We start from the raw sequence: 19751 nt of genomic DNA on the forward strand, positions 1-19751 counted from the left end.
TTTATTTTACAGGAGGGACTAACAGCCCAACAGGAATTGTTCCTGGATAAAATCCGTTACCGCTACAAGGTCGTTGGTATCGGCATATACCTGCAATTGCTTATCTGCGCCGGTGCCGTTTTCCAGCAACCGGGTAGTAGCGGCAATAATATCACGGCTGCCGAGGTCATCTACTACGTCGTCAATAAAGTCGAGCAGTTCGGAGATAAGTGCCCGCGTATTTACTTCCATCTCCTTACCAAAATCAATCAGGTAGCCATCAATCCCATAGCGGGAGGCTCTCCATTTATTTTCATTGATCAGGGCGCGGTTATAGATAATGAAATTGAGATTCTGCATCCGCAGCTTATAGATCTTTGCACATACTGCCTGGAAAAGGCCAGCTATCATGATGGTGTCGTCGAGGGTGAGCGGCACATCACAAACGCGGAATTCCACGGTGTTAAAGAAGGGATGCACCCTTAAATCCCACCATACTTTTTTAGCGTTATCGATACAATTAGTTTTTACCAGCAGTTTGATATAGTTGTCGTATTCTTCTATGCTGGCAAAATAATCGGGAATACCGGTCCGGGGAAATTTATCAAAAACCTTTGTACGGAACGATTTGAAGCCGGTATTGCGTCCTTCCCAGAAGGGGGAGTTGGTGCTCAGTGCAAAAATATGCGGGAGGAAATACCGGACGGAATTGGCGATGTGAATGGCCATCTCCCTGTTTTCCATGCCTACGTGCACGTGCAAACCAAAGATCAGGTTGGAGCGGGCGGCGTCCTGCATTTCATTCACTATTTCAAAATAGCGGGGATGATCTGTGATGAGTTGTTTTTCCCATTTACTGAAGGGGTGGGTACCGGAAGCGCCTATACTAAATCCCAGGTCGCCGGCTATTTGTGCAATGGTGCGGCGCAGGTAGGCTACATCTTTCCGCGCCTCGTGTATATCCGCACAGATCTGTGTTCCTACTTCCACTACAGCCTGGTGAAACTCCGCTTTTACCTGGTCGTTGATCACCTTATGCGCCTGTTCTACTATTTTTTGTTCATGTGATCTTAGTTCCCGGGTAACGGGGTCCATTACCATATACTCTTCCTCGATCCCCAGCGTGAACGCCTTAAACATGTTGTTAGCTTTTAGCTTTAATGCTATCTACAAATGTAGGGCAGTAAAACGGTTTCATTTTTCTTTTTGTTGTTTTTTGGCGGGGCTTTTTTTAGCGGCCGTCTTTTTCTCCTTTTCGGGAGCGGTTTTCTTTGCTTTGGGAGCGGCGGTTTTCTTTTTCTCAACAGCAGCTACAGTTTTTGCTTTTGCCCGGCCGGGATGTACAAATTTTCCCCAGGTGAGATTGTCTTTTCCCGGCTTTTGTGCGATAGCCCTTTCTATGGCGTACCGGGCGCTGGTTTCCACTACCCATTCAAAATGTTCGGCGCCAATGGAGTGAATATCGGCATCGGGTGCAGGGTTGCAGAAATCAATGGCGTAGGGCACATCGCTGCGTACGGCTATTTCCACGGTATTGAAATCGTATCCCAGGTGCTGGTGAAGGGTAAGCACCTGTTCTGTGATGCGGGCGGCTAGTTCGGCGCTGGGTTCATAATCGGCCTGGTAACGCTGATGTGGTGCGTGTTTGGGATTATACGGCATAATCCGCACGTCTTTACCGCCTATGCAAAAACAGCGGTAATACTGGCTGAAGTCTATTTCTTCCTGCAACATCATTACCAGCTGACCTGTTTCACTGTGTTTATGAAAGAAATCATCCTTATCCTCTACGCGGTATACATGTTTCCATCCGCCACCGGCGTAGGGTTTCATGTATGCCGGGAAGCTAACGTATTCAAAAATGCTGTTCCAGTCGAACGGATAAATCAGGTTGCGGAATGATTTATCGGTGGTATCGTCCGGCAGTTTATAGGAAGGCAGCAGTACGGTGCGCGGCACATTTACGCCGATCTTTTCCGCCAGGGCGTTATTAAAAAACTTATCGTCGGCGCTCCACCAGAAAGGGTTATTGATTACCGCGGTGCCGGCAGCTGCGGCATTTTTCAGGTAAGACCGGTAGAAGGGTACATCCTGCGAAATACGGTCTACGATAACGGCATAGCCCGGATCGGCGCCCTGCATTACTTTGTCGATGGTCACAAATTCCGCAAAGATGCCGGGAGGGTTAATGCGGTTTACACGGTCTACAAATGCCTGTGGAAAAGTGTTTTCCTGCCCGAAGAGAATCCCGATTTTTTTCATGGTGCTTACTTGATAAGTGAAACATAATGCGGCAGCATTTCCCGCCATACCGGCCAGTCGTGGATGGTTTGCGGGCGGATATCCAGCCAGTGGGCTATTTTTTTGCCGGTAAGTATACCGGACAACAGTTCGTTTTGTGGCCGGGTTACATCCCTGTCTGCCACGCCCAGTACAATACCCATGCGCCAGAGGTCTGCATGCTGGTTTTCCGGCACATAATCGGCCGGGTTATTATAGTAAACGTTGTCGTCGTAGTGTCCGTCCATGCGGAATTTAATATCGAAGATCCCGCTCAGGCTGAATAAATAAGAAACACGGTCCGGATGCCGGAAGGCGAAGTTGGCGGCGTGATAACCGCCGAAGCTGCAGCCCGCAGCCACTATCCGCTGATGCCCTGTTTCGGTAACAATGCGGGGCAGTATTTCTTCCATGAGGAGCTTGTCGTAACAGGTATGATTATACGCTCTTTGTTCCGGGGGAATATTTTTATTATACCAGCTGAGTGCATCAATACTGTCGGGGCAATACACTTTAATTCTTCCTTCTTCAATAAACCAGCGGAGGGCTTCAATCAGGCCAAAGTCCTTGCTTTCATAGTAACGCCCCATAGAGGTAGGGAACAGGAGCAACGGGTACCCGCTATCGCCGTATACCAACATCTCAAATTCCTTTCCCAGGTTGGGAGAATGCCATTTTAAATAGTTTTCGGTCACGGGAAAGTGTTTAGTTAAATTTAAAAAAGATTATTGGTTTATTGGTAAATTGTTCCGGTGCAAATACGTCAACATTATATCAATTCTGCGCATCTGGCGCGCAGAGTGCAGCTGGATAGCTACTTCACCGGTACATCTCCCCATATACTTTTACTGGTAAATGATGGTCAGGAACTTTCCGGGTTATTACCGGCGCTGCCGGCCACTGTACTGGCAGTAGGCATTTATGCGGATGCCGACCGGAAAGCTGTTTATGGCACCGCCGGCGTACCGGATTATATGGGGCAGGGCCAGCTGGCAGAAAGCTATACCCGCTTCATTATTGCGGAGTTGCTGCCATTCCTGCAACAACAGTATCCGGATATGCGTATCGTGCAGCGCGCCTTTGCAGGCTTTTCCCTGGGAGGCTTATCGGCATTGGATATTGTGTGGCATCACCCGGACCTTTTCCAGTTGGCCGGTGTTTTCTCGGGTTCATTATGGTGGCGTAGTAAGGCGCTGGGAGCGGGATACCGGGATGATACGCATCGCATTATGCACCAGCTGATCCGCGCAGGCAGCTATCATCCGGGGCAGCAGTTTTTCTTTGAATGTGGTACCGCCGATGAAACGGCCGACAGGAATAACAATGGGGTGATTGACAGTATCGATGATACCCGGGACCTGATAAAGGAGTTATTACAAAAGGGCTACAAACCGGACAAGGATATTTTTTACCTGGAGATTCCAGGTGGCCGGCATGATATGGCCACCTGGAAAACCGCTATGGATCTCTTCTTACAATTACCTTTCTTTTATTAGTAATTAACGGCGATGCCTATATTAAAGGAGGCGCCTTTTCCTTTGGAATAAAACCCTGGCTGCATAAACCACTGGGCGCGTGCCGGGAAATAATCTTCGTTGAAGAGGTTATCAATACCCAGTGTAAGCAGGGTACGGGGCGCCACTTTATAGCTGGCATTGAAATTCACCAGGTTGTACGCAGATAGTTTTCCTTCGTTACCATTGTAAACGCCTTTGGCATTTTTCTCAAAACGGTTCCGGCCATTTACGCCCATGTACTGCAGTCGTACTTCCAGCTCCGGCACCGGGCGGTAGCCGATGCTGCCGGTTACTTTTGGAGGAGCAATCCTTCTGCCATTCAGGTATACATTATAGCTGCCGCCTGTTTTGGCGGTATCGGCTTTTCCTTCGAGGTAGCTGTAACTGGCGCTGATATCGAGGTTATGCAGCACCTGGTATTGCAGCGACGCTTCAAAACCATATACACGTTCGGGGGTTCTGCTTACATTGAACAGATCGGTGTTAGGGTCAAAGATCATGTCTGCACCCAGTTTGGAGGTGCTGATAAATCCGCTTAACTCAAAGCGAAGCTTTTTATATTCGCTCACAAAACCCAGTTCATAGTTATTCACCAGTACTGCTTCTGTATTGATCTTTTTAATATCGTTTACTTTCGCATCGCGCAGCGCCAAGCCTATGTCAGACACGGAGAAGCCCTGTGAAAAACTAAAGTAGGGCATGAATGCCGGCAGGCGGTTGTAGCGGATACCGGCATTAAATAAAGTAGCTGTATAATCCAGGTCGCCGCCTTTTACTGCTATGCTCGGCGCGCTTGTAGTGCCGTTGGCGTTAGTAAGCTGAAGAGTGGTGTAATCATCCACACTTACCCTGACTCTTTCCACGCGCACACCGGCTTTCACGATCAGGTTTTGCCAGAGCGACCACTGTGTTTCCGCAAATGGTGCATAGTTCAGCATATTCATCTCCGGTACCCATATCCTGCCGTCTACCAGCGGCTGTGAAGTAACGTTGTTCAACAGGTCAGCACCATAAGAGAGTGTTCCGTTAAAAGCAGTTTTGTTGGACAGCGGGGAGTTAAACATTAACCGCAAGCCTTTTTTCTTATCGATGGTATGGGACTGTCCATCGCCACCTTCAAAGCGGCCAAACGACACATAAAAGATATCATCCCTTGATTCATAGTACGCATCTGCCGTGAGAGAGGTGCCGCCAATCAGGCTGTCGGCCTGGTAGAGGAGGTGCAGGGTTTGATTTCCTCTCGGCCCGGTGGCCACGCCGGCGGGCGTACCCAATACACCGGAGGCAGGGATGCCTTTGGCGATATCGCCGTTCACGAGGTTGTAGTGGGAGTTCTGCTGGCTGCGGTAGTAGTTGTACATCAGCTGTATACGCTGACGGCTGTTTACCTGGTAGCCAACTTTCGCAAAGGCGTTGTAGCTGTCTGTTTCACCCAAACTGTAGTTAGGGCCAACCAGCTTGCCTTTCGCGTCTTTAAATTCGCCGGTTTGTTCTGCCACACCGCTCACGATGTAATCGAACTTCTTGTATTTTCCCTGTAATACCTGGTTCAAACGGCCGCCCACACTGTTTTTAATACTGGTGAGTGAGCCGGTGGCATTGATCATCGTTTTACCGGATAATATTTTATCTTCTTTGGGCGTAACCGTGATGTAGTTGATCAGGCCGCCGGTAGCGCCGTTGCCATAGATGGCGGTAGCGCCTTTCAGCACATCCACCCTTTCCAGAACGGATGGGTCAATGGAGCGCATATCCACTTCCCCGTTGCGGAGGGGGGTGGATTGCGGAACGCCGTCGATCATGATGAGTACGGAGCGGCCACGGAGGGATTGTCCTACGTTACTGTTGGTTTGTGTACCGGGCGCCAGGCCGGGTACTTCCCGTGCGAGGATATCCGTTACATCTGTATTTACAGTCATGTCATTTTCCAGCGTCTTCCGGGTGATAACGGTTACGGAAGAAGGAACGTTATCCAGTGTTACCGGCTTGCGGCTGGCAGATACTACAATTTCTCCCAGTGCTCTTGGTTCACCCAGTGTATCTTTTTTATGGTTGGTGGTATTTTTCTGTTGTGCCATCAGAGGAGCGGTTATTCCGCAGCCGGAGAGTAGCAGGAGGCATATTTTTTTGTGTAGCATGTGGCGTATAGCAGTGTGTTGCCTTTTTATTTGCGTATTGGCTGAATTATTTACGGGGGCGAAATTAGGTAAAAGGATGGCCATTGATTTACGCAATCGGGAAAAATTTGGGGGAGGGAAGGGGTTTTAAATTTCCTTCCGGGAGAAGTAGATCATCTGAGGTTGCCAGCTAAACAAAAGAGGGCTGACCATCCGGCCAGCCCTCTTCTTATAAATTAAATCCTGCTTTCTTAGAAGCTGTAACGAAGACCAAGTTGTCCTCTCCAGCGTGCAGTGAAGTTGTTGATATAGTATGGTTTTTCATCGCCAAAACCATTGATTTCCCTTCTTCTGTCATATTGGAAAACCGCGTTACCTGAGGTAGCATCCAGTTTTCTGAATGTGAGCGGAGTAGAAGCGTTGTTGGCGATAAAGTAAGTTCTGCCCCAATCCTGGTTCAGCAGGTTACCTACGTTCAGGATATCGAAAGTGATTTCCACTTTATGACCTTTGTAAATAGGCAGTACCTGCGCTATTTTAAAGTCAAAGATATTTTCGAACGGAGTGCGGCTTGCATTTTTCTTTGCATTTTCACCACGATGTTTGCTCAGGTAGCTGTCGTTGCTGATCAGGCGTTCCAGATCAGCTCTCTGTTCATCCGGAGTGCGGCTGTAGATTACATTGCCTTTGGAATCTTTCTGAGAGATCAGGTCGAAGCTCATAGTGGCTACTTCTGTTGCCTTTGGAATGTAGATCAGGTCGTTGTTACCGCTGGAGTTCAGGTCATCACCGGTAGGATCAACAGTGTTGAAATATACCCATGAGTAAGGAATACCAGACTGACCGTTGTAGAACAAGGTTACAGTAGTACGGAATTTATCTTCTTTACCATATTTAAAGGTTTTGGAAGCTACTGCCAATACGCGGCTGCCCATGCTGTAGTTAGAGCGGGCCATTTCCAGGTTGTTCAGGCCATTGATGTTTGGTCCAAAACGCCAGTTGGAACCGGCAGTAGAAGAGGTACCATCATTTACAGAATAAGAATCACCGTAAGAATAGCCAACTTTCAGGAACAAACCGTTACTTGTTTGTTTGGTCAGTTCACCGGAGATGTTATAAGTATAACCTTCGTTGGTGTTTTTCAGCAGGAGAATCTGGTTACCCCAGTTTGTGGTTTTCTTTTTCCAGGTTGGTCTTTTAACACCACCGCCTAAAGAAACGCTGTCACCGGTAGGAATAACGTTCAGGTTTTCCCAGATCGCGTTGTTGAGTGTTTTGGTGAAGTTACCTTCAATAGTAGCACTCATTCCCCATGGCAGTCTTCTTTCGATAGCCAGGTTGGTTTTAAACATCTGCGGGAATTTGAAATCCTTGTCAGACAGGTTAATGTTGGAAGGGCTGCTTCCTACGTTAGCACCCATTGCAGAGAGGTTGGCAGCAGAGTACTGTCCATAAAAAGGACTGTTGCCGTCGTAGTTGAAACGGAAACTGCTAGGTAAACCTGAACCGCTCAAACTTACGTTGGTATATACGTTACCGGTATTTCCATACTGGTTGGAAATCCATACAAATGGTACACGGCCTGTAAAAATACCAACACCACCGCGGATAGTAGTCAGTCCGTCGTTGGTTACATCCCAGTTAAAACCAACGCGCGGAGCGATCAGTGGTCTTGACTTCGGAATGGTGGTAGTAGAATAACCTGCAAAGTTCGGGTCTTTAGAGAATGCTACGTTATCCGGAGGGGTGGTTGGGAAGATAGGAATGTCTATTCTTACGCCATAAGTCAGGGTGAAGTTTTTCCTGATATTCCACTCGTCCTGTGCATAAATACCGATCTGTGCTGCTTTGAAGCCAATACCATCCCGGAGGGTAGAATCTGCGGTGTTATAGTTGATCTGGTATTGTCTTGGTTTCAGGTTATTGATAAATCCGCTGATGGAATCATAAGTGTAAGAACCGAAAGCACCCTGGATAAAGGTATTTTTGATCTTATAGATTTCAGCATTGGCGCCTACTGTAATGGTGTGTTTACCTTTATACATGGTCAGGTTGTCTGTGATAGTCCAGATACTCTGATCCAGTGCATTGGCAGTAGAAGAAAACTCGCTACCCAGGTTGATGGTACGACCGTTATCATTAATGGTAACAGTAGGGAAAGGTTGACCCAGGGAAGTTCTTCTGTCTTTTACATTATTATAACCAATCCTCAGTTCATTACTCAGCCTGTTAGAGAAGTTGGAGTTCAACTCAATAACGCTGGAGTTACTTTTTGAAGGGAATTTATAATAGTTGTTTGCAAAAGCAGCAGTACTGTTAGTCCGGCTGTAGATCAGGTCACTTGCATTCAGGTAGTTATGACGTACGGTCAGTTTATGTACGGCGTTGATGTTCCAGTCGATACGTCCAAAGAGGGTAGTAGATGGTTTATCACGTTCCTGGTCCGTATAACTTCCCAGATCTACTTTATATTTATTCTGAACAAAGTCGTAGATACTTTTCAGTTCATCGACAGTAACGTTGGAAGATCCGGTTGCAGGGTTGAAATCTACCGGGTTATTCCTGACAGATCTCTCTGCATTTACAAAGAAGAACAATTTGTTTTTGATAATTGGTCCGCCCAGTGATGCACCGAATATTTTATTGGTGAAATCGCCGTAGCCCTGGCGGGTAGAATCCGGGGCTTTACCTACGAGGGATTGTCCCTGGTAGTAGAAGTACGCTGAACCATGAAAATCATTTGTTCCGCTTTTGGTAATGGCATTGATACCACCGCCTGTAAAACCGCTCTGTTTAACGTCGTAAGGATTCAGTACAATTTGTAACTGATCAATAGTTTCTATGGAGATAGGGTTGGCGCCTGCCTGGCCACCGTTGGTACCGGAAGCAGATAAGCCGAATACGTCGTTAGTTACAGCGCCGTCAACCGCGAACTGGTTGTACTTGTTACTCTGGCCGCCAAAAGAGATACCCATAGGTGAACCGTCTTTACCATTGGTAGAAACAGATGCCTGCGGGCTCAGTCTTACGAAATCCTGTACACTTCTGTTTACAGTAGGAATATTGTCCATCTGTGTACGGGAAATGTTCAGTGCGGTACCGCCGTTTCCTTTGGCGATAGCCCTGCTGGCAGTAATGCTCACTTCTTTCAGGCTGGTAGAGCCTTCAGAGAGCGATACATTTAACTTCAGCGGTTCCCCGAGTTTGAGGAAAATGTCGTTGTAAGTTTCAGTTCCATAGCTGATAAATGAAACTTCCACCTTGTAAGGTCCGCCAACACGAACGTTAGGGATGGTAAATTCACCACTGCCGCGGGTAGTGGTGCCATAAATTGTTCCAGTAGGTGTGTGGGTGGCTTTTACAGTGGCCCCGATCAGGCCCTGGCCTTTAGAATCGGTTACAACACCGGTTATGCTGCTGGTAGTTACCTGCGCATAGGTTACAAACACGGTGAGCAACAATGAGAATGTAAAGAGTAGTTTTTTAAACCCCATAAAGCAAAGAAGTTGTTGTTTCAAACGCAAAGTTGAACAATTTTCCCGTGAAAATTTTAACGCGGAATTAACAAATTGTTAAGTACACTGTGGATATCTCAAGTGGCATATCAAAATTTGAATTGCATCTAGCCATAGCCTTCTTAATAAATAGTTTTTTCAAGAATTTCCCCGAAAATTACGATTTCTCAAATATGAGATATTAATAATGAGAAAAATCTGCTACCACAGTGAACCTTATCGGGTTTCAGGTGTATAAATCCTCTATTAAATTGGCAATCATTGTTATATGTTAAAATTACGCTGTATAATTAACATCTTCCCAATGGTTTTCATATAGAACAGCACTTACTTCCACCGGCAACTTTTCACATGTATATGTTGTAACTTTGCGCAATTCAACATTACTGACCCGGAGGGAATAATATATGTTAGATACAATAGAAGCAGCAATAGAAGATATAAAAAACGGTAAACTGGTGATCGTGGTAGACGACGAGGACCGTGAAAATGAAGGTGATTTTATCACGGCAGCACGTAACGTAACACCTGAAATCATCAACTTTATGAGTACCCACGGCCGTGGGCTCATCTGCGCACCGCTGGTAGAAGAGCGCTGCGAAGAACTGGGACTGGATCTCATGGTTCGCGATAATACCGCCCTGCACCAAACCCCTTTCACCGTTTCGGTAGACTTGCTCGGACACGGTTGCACTACCGGCATCTCCGCACACGACAGGGCTAAAACAGTACAGGCGCTGATTGATCCCACCACCAAACCGGAACATTTGGGTAAACCAGGCCATATCTTTCCGCTGAAAGCCAAAAGCGGCGGCGTTTTACGCCGTTCCGGCCACACGGAAGCCACCATCGACCTGGCCCGCCTTGCAGGGTTTGAGCCTGCCGGCGTACTGGTGGAAATTATGAATGAAGACGGATCTATGGCCCGCCTGCCGGAACTCCGCGAAATTGCCACCAAATTCAACCTGAAACTCATTTCTATAAAAGACCTGATCGCCTACCTCCTCAGCACGGAAACGCTGATTGAAGAAGGCGTGAAAGTACAGATGCCCACCAAATACGGCAACTTTGAACTCATCGCCTTCAAACAAATCAACTCCGGTGAAATTCACATGGCATTGAAAAAAGGCGACTGGAAAAAAGATGAACCGGTACTGGTAAGGGTCCACTCATCCTGCGTAACAGGGGATATCCTCCACTCACTGCGTTGCGACTGTGGCGAACAACTGCACGCCGCCATGCAAATGGTGGAAAAAGAAGGGAAAGGCCTTATATTATATATGAACCAGGAAGGAAGAGGTATCGGTCTTATGAACAAACTGAAAGCCTATAAGCTGCAGGAAGAAGGCATGGACACCGTAGAAGCCAACCTGGAACTGGGCTTTAAAATGGATGAACGCGACTACGGCGTAGGCGCACAGATCCTCCGCCATCTCGGTATCTGCAAACTCCGCCTCATCACCAACAACCCCCGCAAACGCGCCGGTTTAAGTGGTTATGGCCTGGAAGTTGTTGAAAATGTGCCCATAGAAATTCATCCCAACCCGCACAACGAGAATTATCTTAAAACCAAACGCGACAAATTGGGACATGATATCCTGAAAGGATAAACCGACAGTCATCATTGGGAACGCGTATAGTAAGGAATGAACCCATTCCTGCAAAGTAAACCACACCGGGGAGTAACACTGTTTAACAGCAGTTGTTGTTCCCTTTGTTGTTTATTCAATATTAGTAGTATCTGCTTTAATGCGGGAAGAATCATCCTGCTCCTGTTTCAGCATCGCTGCACGGCGGAGGGAATCCAGTAATGGTGTACGTCTGCGCCGCCTGTCGTTAAACAGCTCGCTGAAACGGTTGTATTCCCTGATATAGGAAATGCCCACACCGGATTTTGTACGGTTGTTGAGGTTATACACATCATAATCCGTTTTACTGAAGGCATTGATACGGAAACGGCCATCCGGCGTAAGCAGGTATTCAATGCGGAAGTCGCCGGCAAAACGGTTGGTATTGGCGGAAGTAGCCGTTTTACCCCAGTCGTAATCACCACCGGCATATAAACGGAAACGGTTATTAAACAAATTGCTGGTAATACCGGCGCTCACCTGGTTACGGTCTACCGAGGAGTTGTCCTGTGGTCCGCCCACATTGTACGCGCGGTAGTTCACATTCACCCCGATTCCACTTCCTTTCAGCAACGCCCCGGTGATGTTATTGAGAATGGCCTGCGCCTGGGCGGATAAGGCTTGTCCCACACTGTTTTTACCGGTAATGCCCACATTGGCAGCAGCGGTAGTAGTGGCATCATCCGGCAGGAACTGGTTGGAAAACAGCAACCCCCACACCTGGAACAACGCCTTGTTCTGGTCATTGTTGATCTCTTTCAGATGGGCAGCTACACCACTTTCATAAGCCAGGCTGCCCACTTCAGGCAACTCAATGGAGTAAGTAATATCCGGTTTCAGCAGGGCGCCACGCAGGTTGATCAGCACATCCACTTTTTCGGTGCGCGTAGCCAGTTTATCGGTGCTCACATTGGTACCCTGGCCTACCAGGTTATACAGGCTTACCTTTGGCAGGGAGTACTTCGCCATGATGTTTACCCGCGCTTCCGACGGATCACCGTTCCAGGTAATGGTACTGTTCTTTTCTATGTCGAACTTCCAGCTGGTGAGCCGCTGGAAATTGAAGTTATAGGAACCGTTATTAATCTCGTAGTTACCAAACATGGTGAAATCGCCTTCTGTATTCACCGTGATCTGCAGGTTACCGGTACCGTTGGCGGAAATAATATCGCCGGTGGTGGCGTCCAGGATCACATCGATCTGTGCATCAGGATTGGCGGCGATGTCCAGCTTCACGGTGAGTTTGGTATTGTCTTTTTTCTTCTTCTTTTCAACAATCTCGGTACCGTAGCTTTTGAATGTGATGTAATCGTACTTCCCGATATCCTTGCTGTCGGACATAGGGAGATAGAAGTGCGTGCCTTTAATCGGGCGGGCCAGGATGTGCATCTGCATATCGTTCAGCGGACCGGAGAAGTATACTTTACCATCGGCCAGCACATCTCCGTAAAACAGGTCGTTATCGGTGGCGCTGGTATTCAGGAACAGGAATCCGCGGCCGGTAACATCAAAGTCGAAGTTGAGCTTGTCGAAGTGATCATGACTGATATACCCGCTGGCAGTGCCTTTGGTATTGTATTTATCTACCAGCGTAAAGTTGCCGAATTCAATCAGGTTGTCATCTATGTTCACATTCAGTTTCGGAATGCGGTAGTGGGTGCCCAGGTAATCTACGGTAACACCTACGGTATCGAGGGTGAGCGCGCCTTTAACGGAAGGCACCCGCGTGGTGCCGCTTACATTTAAGGTGCCGGTTACCGCGCCGGTGAGATTGGATACATAGCCGGCGAGATACTTATTCAACAGGCTCACAGAGGTGCCATTGAGCTTCACGCTGGCATCAATCCCGTTGTTGGCCGCGGTTAATCCCACTTTGCCCTGTGCCAGGAAAGCCTTTCCTTCGTTATCAGATTGTATATTAAAGGTGGCGTCGCCGGTAAGATGATGATAGGTGCCATCTATATTTAAAATGCCGATGGAGTCGTTATCGATACGCAGCTCCCGTGTTCTCAGCGCGGTATTGATGTCGAGGTTTGCGGTAGGATCTGCAATATTAATGGTGCCATCCGTAATACCCTCCACCCGTGTGGAAATCAGCTGGGAAGGAATTACATCTGCCAGGTTCAGGTTTTTAAGTGTAACGATGAATTTTGATTCATCGGGATTATATTCATTGGTTTCTACGGTAATGCTCTGGTCATTGCGGGTAACCCGGAGATTTTTTACCGTGAGAAAATGTTTGCTCCAGTATATTTCGTTGCCGGGGGTAACATTCCATTGCCGTTCATTTACGGTGAAGGCGCTGTTGAGGAAATTAATCTTCAGCCCGTCCGCTACCGTGATGATCCGCGCATAGAAGCCATCCAGGGATGAGGTGTCTTCCGCGGCCAGGTCCACTTTTACAAAAGAGGTGTCATGCCCTGAACTGGCCAGTATCACCGGGTTTTCGAGGATCACATTTTTGCCGGATAATACTTTGCCAATGCTTGCACTGATGTTCACCTTATTAAAGTTGCCATCTCCCTTAACCTGTAATTCCTGTACATGATATCCCAGGTAGCCGGCTTCCGGTACCTGGATGTTTAAGGCCAGGTTACCGCCATTCATGGTATTGAGCGCGCCGGTTACGGTAGCGTGATCAAACCCGGAGAACTGTTTGGTAAAGCCGCTCAGCAGTTTATCCACTTCACCGAGATTAATAGCATAGGTGAAGTTCTGGTTGATGACGGCATTTTGCGGTGCACTGAAATAGCTGGGGTAATATTTATACAGCAGCAGGTGAAAAGCATCCGGCAGCTGGAGGAAACTGTATTGTCCTTTTACAAAACCGTCTATTTCACTGCCGGTAAATTCGAGCAGCTTCTGGTTGTCCACCATGTGCGACGATATATACAGGGAATCAAATTCCAGGCGGCGGTTGTCCTTAAATGCAGATACATCGTACATCCGCGCGGTACCATCGAAGTTATCGATGTTGCTGCCCACAAAGTTCAGCTCCAGTTTGGCCTGCAGTGTTACGGAATCTTCTGTGATATGCAGGGCTTTCAGATCTCCCTTACGGATTTCTGAATTAAACTTAAATTCCGGCAGGGCGGCATTAAAATCAATGGTCCCGGCAAAGTCCATATCCAGGTTGGGATCATTGGCGGTGAGCGAGCCATTAAAGAATTTGCGGCTCATTTCCCCCTTTGTTTTGATGTTCCGGTAATTATATCCAAACAGGGATATTTCCTGCACATCGGCATCTACGGTAGCTTTCAGCGTTTTAAAGTTAAAGCCGGCGCCGTCTACTTTGGCATCTAGCGAAATGGTAGACAGGTTGGCATTATTAAAAAGGCTGCCAATATCAAAGTTGGTGGCTTTTAAACTCCCGGAGTAAACGGGGATATCGCGGCTGGTTTTAAAGTTAAGATCGGAGTTCAGTTTACCAAGATTGGTCTGGAACTGGCCATAGGCCACAAAGTCGTTGATGAACCCGGTATAGCTTCCCTGGAAGCGGATGGAAGAAAGGCGGTCGATACGCACTGTGCTCACAATATCTTTTACAATGGGCATGATCTGCATCACGTCATTGCCCGTAGTAACCAGTTCTTCTGTATGAAAATCGATAAATGTTTCATAGATATCCGGCAGTCCGCGCATTTCCAGGCTGCCTTTAAGACGGGTGGTAGTACCGGCAGTAAGATCTATTTCAGATGCTTTCAGGTTGCTGACAGGGCCCCTGGCCTTACCGCTCAGCGTAATTTCTTTTTTCCAGGTAGAAAGGGGCGGTGCAAAAAAGGCGATATCGTCTGAAGATAGTTTACAGTTTTTGAACCGGGCCTGCATGAACACATCATTGATATAATCGCTCATATCGCTGATGTCGCTGTATTGCATGGTGTAGTAGTCGCCGATATGACTGCGGTTGGTTTCGAGGTCGAGCTGTGAAAACTCCATCTCCACGGGCGACATTTTAAACCGGCTGGTTAATTTTTTCACTTCAAAGCCGCTCCGCTCTTTGGTGCGCAGGGTCAGATCCCCGATCACACTATCTTTTACCAGGCTGGTATTGGTGAGGGAGAGATTGATTTCATTGAAGCGGATATGATTCGGCGCAAAATAGCCGGGTTCTATTTTCGTGCTGTCGTCGGGGTTATCCACACCGAAGATGCCGTTTTTGATATTGAGTTCTTTCACCACCAGCTTCCAGTTATCATTGTTCCAACGCAGCTGCTGCAGTTGCCCGGTATCGGGTACGGGGTGGTCCGGACTGGGTTTCCGGCGGCGGCGCAGGGGAGAGGCAGCGTAGCTGCTGATAATGAAATTGGGATTAGTGAGGGTAAGTTCCTGTATATCGATGTTATGTTTCTGGAGATCGAGGTTTTTGGCATCGAGATAAATACGTTTGGCAGATGCCCGCATATCTTCACCCACCCAGGCATCCACCTGGTTGAGCCGGATGTTTTTAAGATCAATCTTTTTCAGGTCCAGGGAAATACCGCCGGAAGGCTGGGTGCTGGTATCCGGTTTGGAAGAGCTAAATGCTTCTTCGAGAAAATGGTAGTTCCACACGGAATCTTTGCGGGTACGCAGCAGGTTTACCTGCGCATTTTCCAGCCCGATGAATTTGATAATGGGCTTGTCCTGGAAAAAGAACCAGTCGGTGATGCGCACCTGTAGCTTGCCTGCGTACAGCAGCGTGTCTTTGTGCTGGTCTTCAATAAGCGCGCCTTCCAGCTGCATACTGTTGAACAGCCGGAAGCTCACGTGGTCTATTTCCACGCGGGTTTTAAGCTGCTGCGACAAGCGGCTGGTCACTTCATGCACAAGGAAGTTCTGCACCACGGGGATGTTTACCAGTATTCCGATCAGAATGACAAGGCCTAACAAACACAGTAACACGACAGATAATATTTTCCGTACTTTTTTCAGGCGGCAAAGTTTATCCGGCAAAAATAATTAATAGTTGGCAGTCAATGCCATTTAGCAGATAAATAAGATGGATTTCCGGTTTAACCGGCAAAGTATGCTGACCAGTGATTTCGTATATAGGTGCCAGTGAGTGTGTACCGGTCCCTTGTACACCCGGAAAAAACGGCCCGTTGAGTTTATCATGAAATTGTCGGACCTTCTTTTTTATTGTGGTATTATATTCTTATTTGATAATAGTATTTTATCTTATAAAGATGAAAGAATAAATGCACCTATCTTCTTTAAATCTAATTATCAATACTTTATGGGGATATATAGCTATTTCTCACCGCGTGAAAATCTCCGTCATAATAGTGTCACTAATTCTTTCCGGCCTATTAGGAAAACTTTAACATTTCTAAATTTCCTTCCAGAACAATGAAAGTACGAGTGAGCAATTAATGAACAATGTAGCATTTCAGTGAACAAACATTTAAGTAACCAGATTTATTCAGCCAAATTATAGTATACCAGCAACAATTGTAATTCACCCGTTCCAATAACAGTAACAACGATTATTTCACCAGTGAACAAAATTCCGTAAACATTCAGTCAACCAGTCTGATAATTCCAGAATAATTCAATAAACCAGAATCTATGCACAAAAAGTTGCTACTACTAGCGCTAATGGGATTCCTATGCCTGCACGCATGGGCCCAGGAGCGAAAAATTTCAGGTACTGTTACAGATGATAAAGGAGGGGTATTACCCGGTGTATCTGTAAAAGAAGTAGGTACCAATAATGGGGCGGCCACCAGCCCCGAAGGCCAGTTTACGCTTACCCTGAAAGGCAATTCCAACAAACTTTCCATTTCATTTATAGGTTTTGAAACGCAAACAGTGGTGTTGTCGGGGAAAGCATCTTACTCCATTTCGCTGAAGCCGGATGCCAAAAGCCTGAAAGATGTGGTGGTAATCGGCTACCAGGAAGTACGGCGTAAAACGGTAACAGCAGCGGTTTCCAGCGTGAAAGGCAAGGACATCGAAAACCTGCCTTCTCCCAGCTTCGACCAGCTCCTGCAAGGCCGTGCAGCCGGCTTGAACGTGCAGAACTTCACCGGTGAACCTGGTGTAAGAGGCTCTTTCGTGGTAAGGGGAAACACCTCTATCAGCCGCGATGCCAGCGCCGCCCGCACCCTCAGCTCCCCGCTGTTTGTGATCGACGACATCCCGGTGTCACTGGACGATGCCGCCGCATTTGACAACACCGGTACCAACTACATTGCCGGGCTGAATCCCAACGATATTGAATCGATCGACATCCTGAAAGATGCATCGGCAGCAGCTATTTACGGCTCCCGCGGTGCTAACGGCGTGGTAATCGTGAAAACCAAACGTGGTAAACAGGGTAAACCACAGGTGAACTTTTCCACCTACGCCGGTATGATCCAGAAACCAAAGTTTGAAACAGTATATGGCGGCGCTGAAGAAAGATGGTTCAAAATGGACTACCTGCAAAAGTACCTTACTGATCAGCAGAAAGTGAACGGTATCCCTATGATGCTCACAGATAGCCTGAACCCCGCTTTCAGCGGAGCGGTCGACTGGCAGGATCTCTTCTACCAGAACGGTATCATCCAGAACTATGACCTGTCTGTTTCCGGCGCATCAGAAAACACCAACTACCGCGTGAGCGGCAACTACTACAATGAAGATGGAACGATCCGTGGTACCGGTTTTAAGCGTTATACCGTTTCCGCCGCAATGGGCGTGAAAATGTCGTCCCGCCTGAATGTATCCTCGCTGTTCCGTTTGAGCCGTGGCGACAGATCCCGCGGCCGTGGCGTATTCCCCGGAGAAAATACCATCCCGTTAATAGGCGGCCAGTATCTTTCTTCCCTGTTTAATATCTCGGATATCGATCGCAAAAATTTTACCGGCGACCTGGAATCCGGTCGTGATAAAAACATCAACGATGATATCACTGCCAGTCTTACCGTAAACTACGATATCACTAAAAAGCTGCGCTTTGCTTCCATCGGATCTATCCAGTCCAGCATCAATACCCGCGACATTTTCCGTCCCGGAGAGCTGAACACCGCCGGGTTGTCTTATGCACAAAGTGGTAAATCGCGCTTTGAAAATGCGAACCTCGATAACACGCTGAGCTATACTTCCGACATCATCAATAAAGACCATCACTTAAACGTGCTGCTGGGTAACACCATCAACAATATCCGGAATGAATTTACCGGTATCGGCAGCGGCGCGCTGAGTAACGACAACGTGAAAGTGGTACAGGGCTATAACCTCAGCTATATGATGTACAGAGACGCATATGGCAACCTCGTTTCCGGGTCTGATTACCAGTCGTCCGGCATGCTGTCCTTTTTCTCCCGTGTGAATTATAACTATAAAGAAAAGTACCTGTTGTCATTTGCCTATCGTGCAGATGCTTCTTCCCGCTTTGGCCGTAACAGCAGATGGGGCTACTTCCCCTCTGTATCCGGTGGCTGGAATATTTCAGACGAACCATTTATGGCCCCTTTCAAAAAGTGGGTGGAGTATTTCAAGATCCGTGGAAGCTATGGTGTAACAGGAAGTTTACCAAAACAATATTACCTCCAGTATAATACTTACAGCATCAACCAGGGTACCTATGGCGGATCTACCGGCGGCACCTACAATGGTGTGAATGCGGTAACGCCTAACTTCTCAGATGGTGTGGCACAGGACGGATTAACCTGGGAACAGGCCATTCAATCCAACATCGGTGTGGATGCAAGTTTCTTTGGCGGAAGATTGAATGTAACTGCCGATGCGTTCAACAGGGGTACTTCCAAGTTGTTGTTTAACCTGCTGCTGCCTTCCACTTCCGGGTATGATAAGGTAAATACCAACGCGGTAGATGTACGCAACACCGGCGTGGAATTCACAGTGCAGGGTCGTATTACACCGCCCACCACTAAGTTCCAGTGGAGTTCTACCCTGATATTGTCTTTCATCAAAAACCAGATTGTTAAATTACCCAATGATAACCGTGATCTGATGGTACCGGACAACAACACCGGTATGACCTATGTATTGACCAAAGGACGCGCTATCAATGAATTTTACCTGATCAAAAACAAAGGAGTATACGCCAGTGAAAAAGATATTCCTTTTAACCCTTACACCGGTGAAAAGCTTACCTACTGGGGCGGTAACCATACCGTGCAGGCAGGCGACTTTATCTGGGAAGATCAGAACGGCGACTATGATGTTTGGGACTGGAATGATAAGGTGCGCAGCGGTAATCCTAACCCCGCGTGTACCGGCGGTTTCACCAACGTGTTCTCTTACGGACCCTGGAGCATGCAGGTATATCTGACGTTTACCCTTAAACGTGATATCTATAACAAATACATGTCCGACAGGCTTACCGGTTTAACCAACAGCTATGCAACCATTGCAGCTATAGATCCTTCTACTATCGACAGCTGGCATAAAGAAGGCGATAACAGTAAGTATTCAGAAGTGATTCCTTACAGCGAGAAATATTACTACCAGTTCCTTCCTTTCTCTTCTGCATTTGTAGAAAATGGTTCCTACCTGCGTATCAAATACCTGAACCTGGCGTACCAGTTCAGTCCTAAGTTCCTGGAACGTGCAAAGCTGAGCAAACTCCAGATCTACGGGGTGGTAGACAATGTAAAGATGTTCCAGAAATCAAGCGTTCCGGATGCGGAAGCAGTGGATGAAAAAGGTACTTACACCGGTGGCGGCTACCCGATACCACGTAAGTTCACCCTCGGTGTAAATGTTGGTTTTTAATTTTTAAAA

At 47.4% G+C, this 19751-nt stretch carries 9 protein-coding genes; 3 read left to right on the forward strand and 6 right to left on the reverse strand.

The genetic code is table 11. From position 1 onward, the window contains the following. Positions 1 to 18 precede the first annotated feature (18 nt). From V7S65_RS01405 to V7S65_RS01415, 3 genes are read right to left on the reverse strand one after another with little or no spacing between them, the layout of a single operon-like run. Positions 19 to 1119, reverse strand: coding sequence for a carboxylate-amine ligase (locus tag V7S65_RS01405; protein WP_079468580.1), 1101 nt, complete (start codon positions 1117 to 1119; stop codon positions 19 to 21). Between the two features lie 54 nt (positions 1120 to 1173). Next, positions 1174 to 2241, reverse strand: a complete 1068-nt coding sequence (locus tag V7S65_RS01410; protein ID WP_336386458.1) for an ATP-grasp domain-containing protein — start codon at positions 2239 to 2241, stop codon at positions 1174 to 1176. A gap of 5 nt (positions 2242 to 2246) precedes the next feature. Next, the gene (locus V7S65_RS01415) at positions 2247 to 2954 is read right to left on the reverse strand and encodes an alpha/beta fold hydrolase (protein WP_111580008.1); all 708 of its coding nucleotides are present in this window, start codon (positions 2952 to 2954) and stop codon (positions 2247 to 2249) included. 57 nt (positions 2955 to 3011) lie between these two features. On the opposite strand from V7S65_RS01415, the gene V7S65_RS01420 reads away from it, so the two are divergent. Then, positions 3012 to 3755: an alpha/beta hydrolase gene (locus tag V7S65_RS01420; protein WP_111580009.1), complete on the forward strand. Its 744-nt coding sequence runs from the start codon at positions 3012 to 3014 to the stop codon at positions 3753 to 3755. On the opposite strand, the gene V7S65_RS01425 is transcribed toward V7S65_RS01420, so the two are convergent. Both V7S65_RS01425 and V7S65_RS01430 read right to left on the reverse strand, forming a co-directional pair. Beyond that, on the reverse strand, positions 3752 to 5854 hold the full coding sequence (locus V7S65_RS01425; protein ID WP_336386457.1) for a TonB-dependent receptor: 2103 nt from the start codon (positions 5852 to 5854) through the stop codon (positions 3752 to 3754). The genes V7S65_RS01420 and V7S65_RS01425 overlap by 4 nt on opposite strands. Positions 5855 to 6144: 290 nt before the next feature. Beyond that, on the reverse strand, positions 6145 to 9411 hold the full coding sequence (locus V7S65_RS01430; RefSeq protein ID WP_336386456.1) for a TonB-dependent receptor: 3267 nt from the start codon (positions 9409 to 9411) through the stop codon (positions 6145 to 6147). A gap of 404 nt (positions 9412 to 9815) precedes the next feature. Here V7S65_RS01430 and V7S65_RS01435 point away from each other — a divergent pair, with 404 nt between their 5' ends. Continuing rightward, positions 9816 to 11018 (forward strand): bifunctional 3,4-dihydroxy-2-butanone-4-phosphate synthase/GTP cyclohydrolase II, encoded by a 1203-nt coding sequence (locus tag V7S65_RS01435; protein ID WP_079468575.1) that lies wholly within the window; start codon positions 9816 to 9818, stop codon positions 11016 to 11018. A gap of 111 nt (positions 11019 to 11129) precedes the next feature. Here V7S65_RS01435 and V7S65_RS01440 read toward each other — a convergent pair whose 3' ends face one another. Continuing rightward, positions 11130 to 15860 carry a translocation/assembly module TamB domain-containing protein gene (locus V7S65_RS01440; RefSeq protein ID WP_339545001.1) on the reverse strand — a complete coding sequence of 1577 codons (4731 nt, stop codon included), beginning with the start codon at positions 15858 to 15860 and terminating at the stop codon, positions 11130 to 11132. A gap of 726 nt (positions 15861 to 16586) precedes the next feature. On the opposite strand from V7S65_RS01440, the gene V7S65_RS01445 reads away from it, so the two are divergent. Continuing rightward, complete coding sequence (locus V7S65_RS01445; protein ID WP_336386454.1) at positions 16587 to 19742, forward strand: SusC/RagA family TonB-linked outer membrane protein; 3156 nt, start codon at positions 16587 to 16589, stop codon at positions 19740 to 19742. Positions 19743 to 19751 lie beyond the last annotated feature (9 nt).

The organism is Chitinophaga sp. CCNWYY40 (assembly GCF_037483205.1).
Lineage (GTDB): Bacteria > Bacteroidota > Bacteroidia > Chitinophagales > Chitinophagaceae > Chitinophaga > Chitinophaga ginsengisegetis.

Bases quoted from the DNA above. Each gene is read 5' to 3' on its own strand.
- V7S65_RS01405 (WP_079468580.1), bottom strand. From the start codon at position 1,119: ATGTTTAAGGCGTTCACGCTGGGGATCGAGGAAGAGTATATGGTAATG.
- V7S65_RS01410 (WP_336386458.1), bottom strand. From the start codon at position 2,241: ATGAAAAAAATCGGGATTCTCTTCGGGCAGGAAAACACTTTTCCACAG.
- V7S65_RS01425 (WP_336386457.1), bottom strand. From the start codon at position 5,854: ATGGCACAACAGAAAAATACCACCAACCATAAAAAAGATACACTGGGT.
- V7S65_RS01435 (WP_079468575.1), top strand. From the start codon at position 9,816: ATGTTAGATACAATAGAAGCAGCAATAGAAGATATAAAAAACGGTAAA.
- V7S65_RS01445 (WP_336386454.1), top strand. From the start codon at position 16,587: ATGCACAAAAAGTTGCTACTACTAGCGCTAATGGGATTCCTATGCCTG.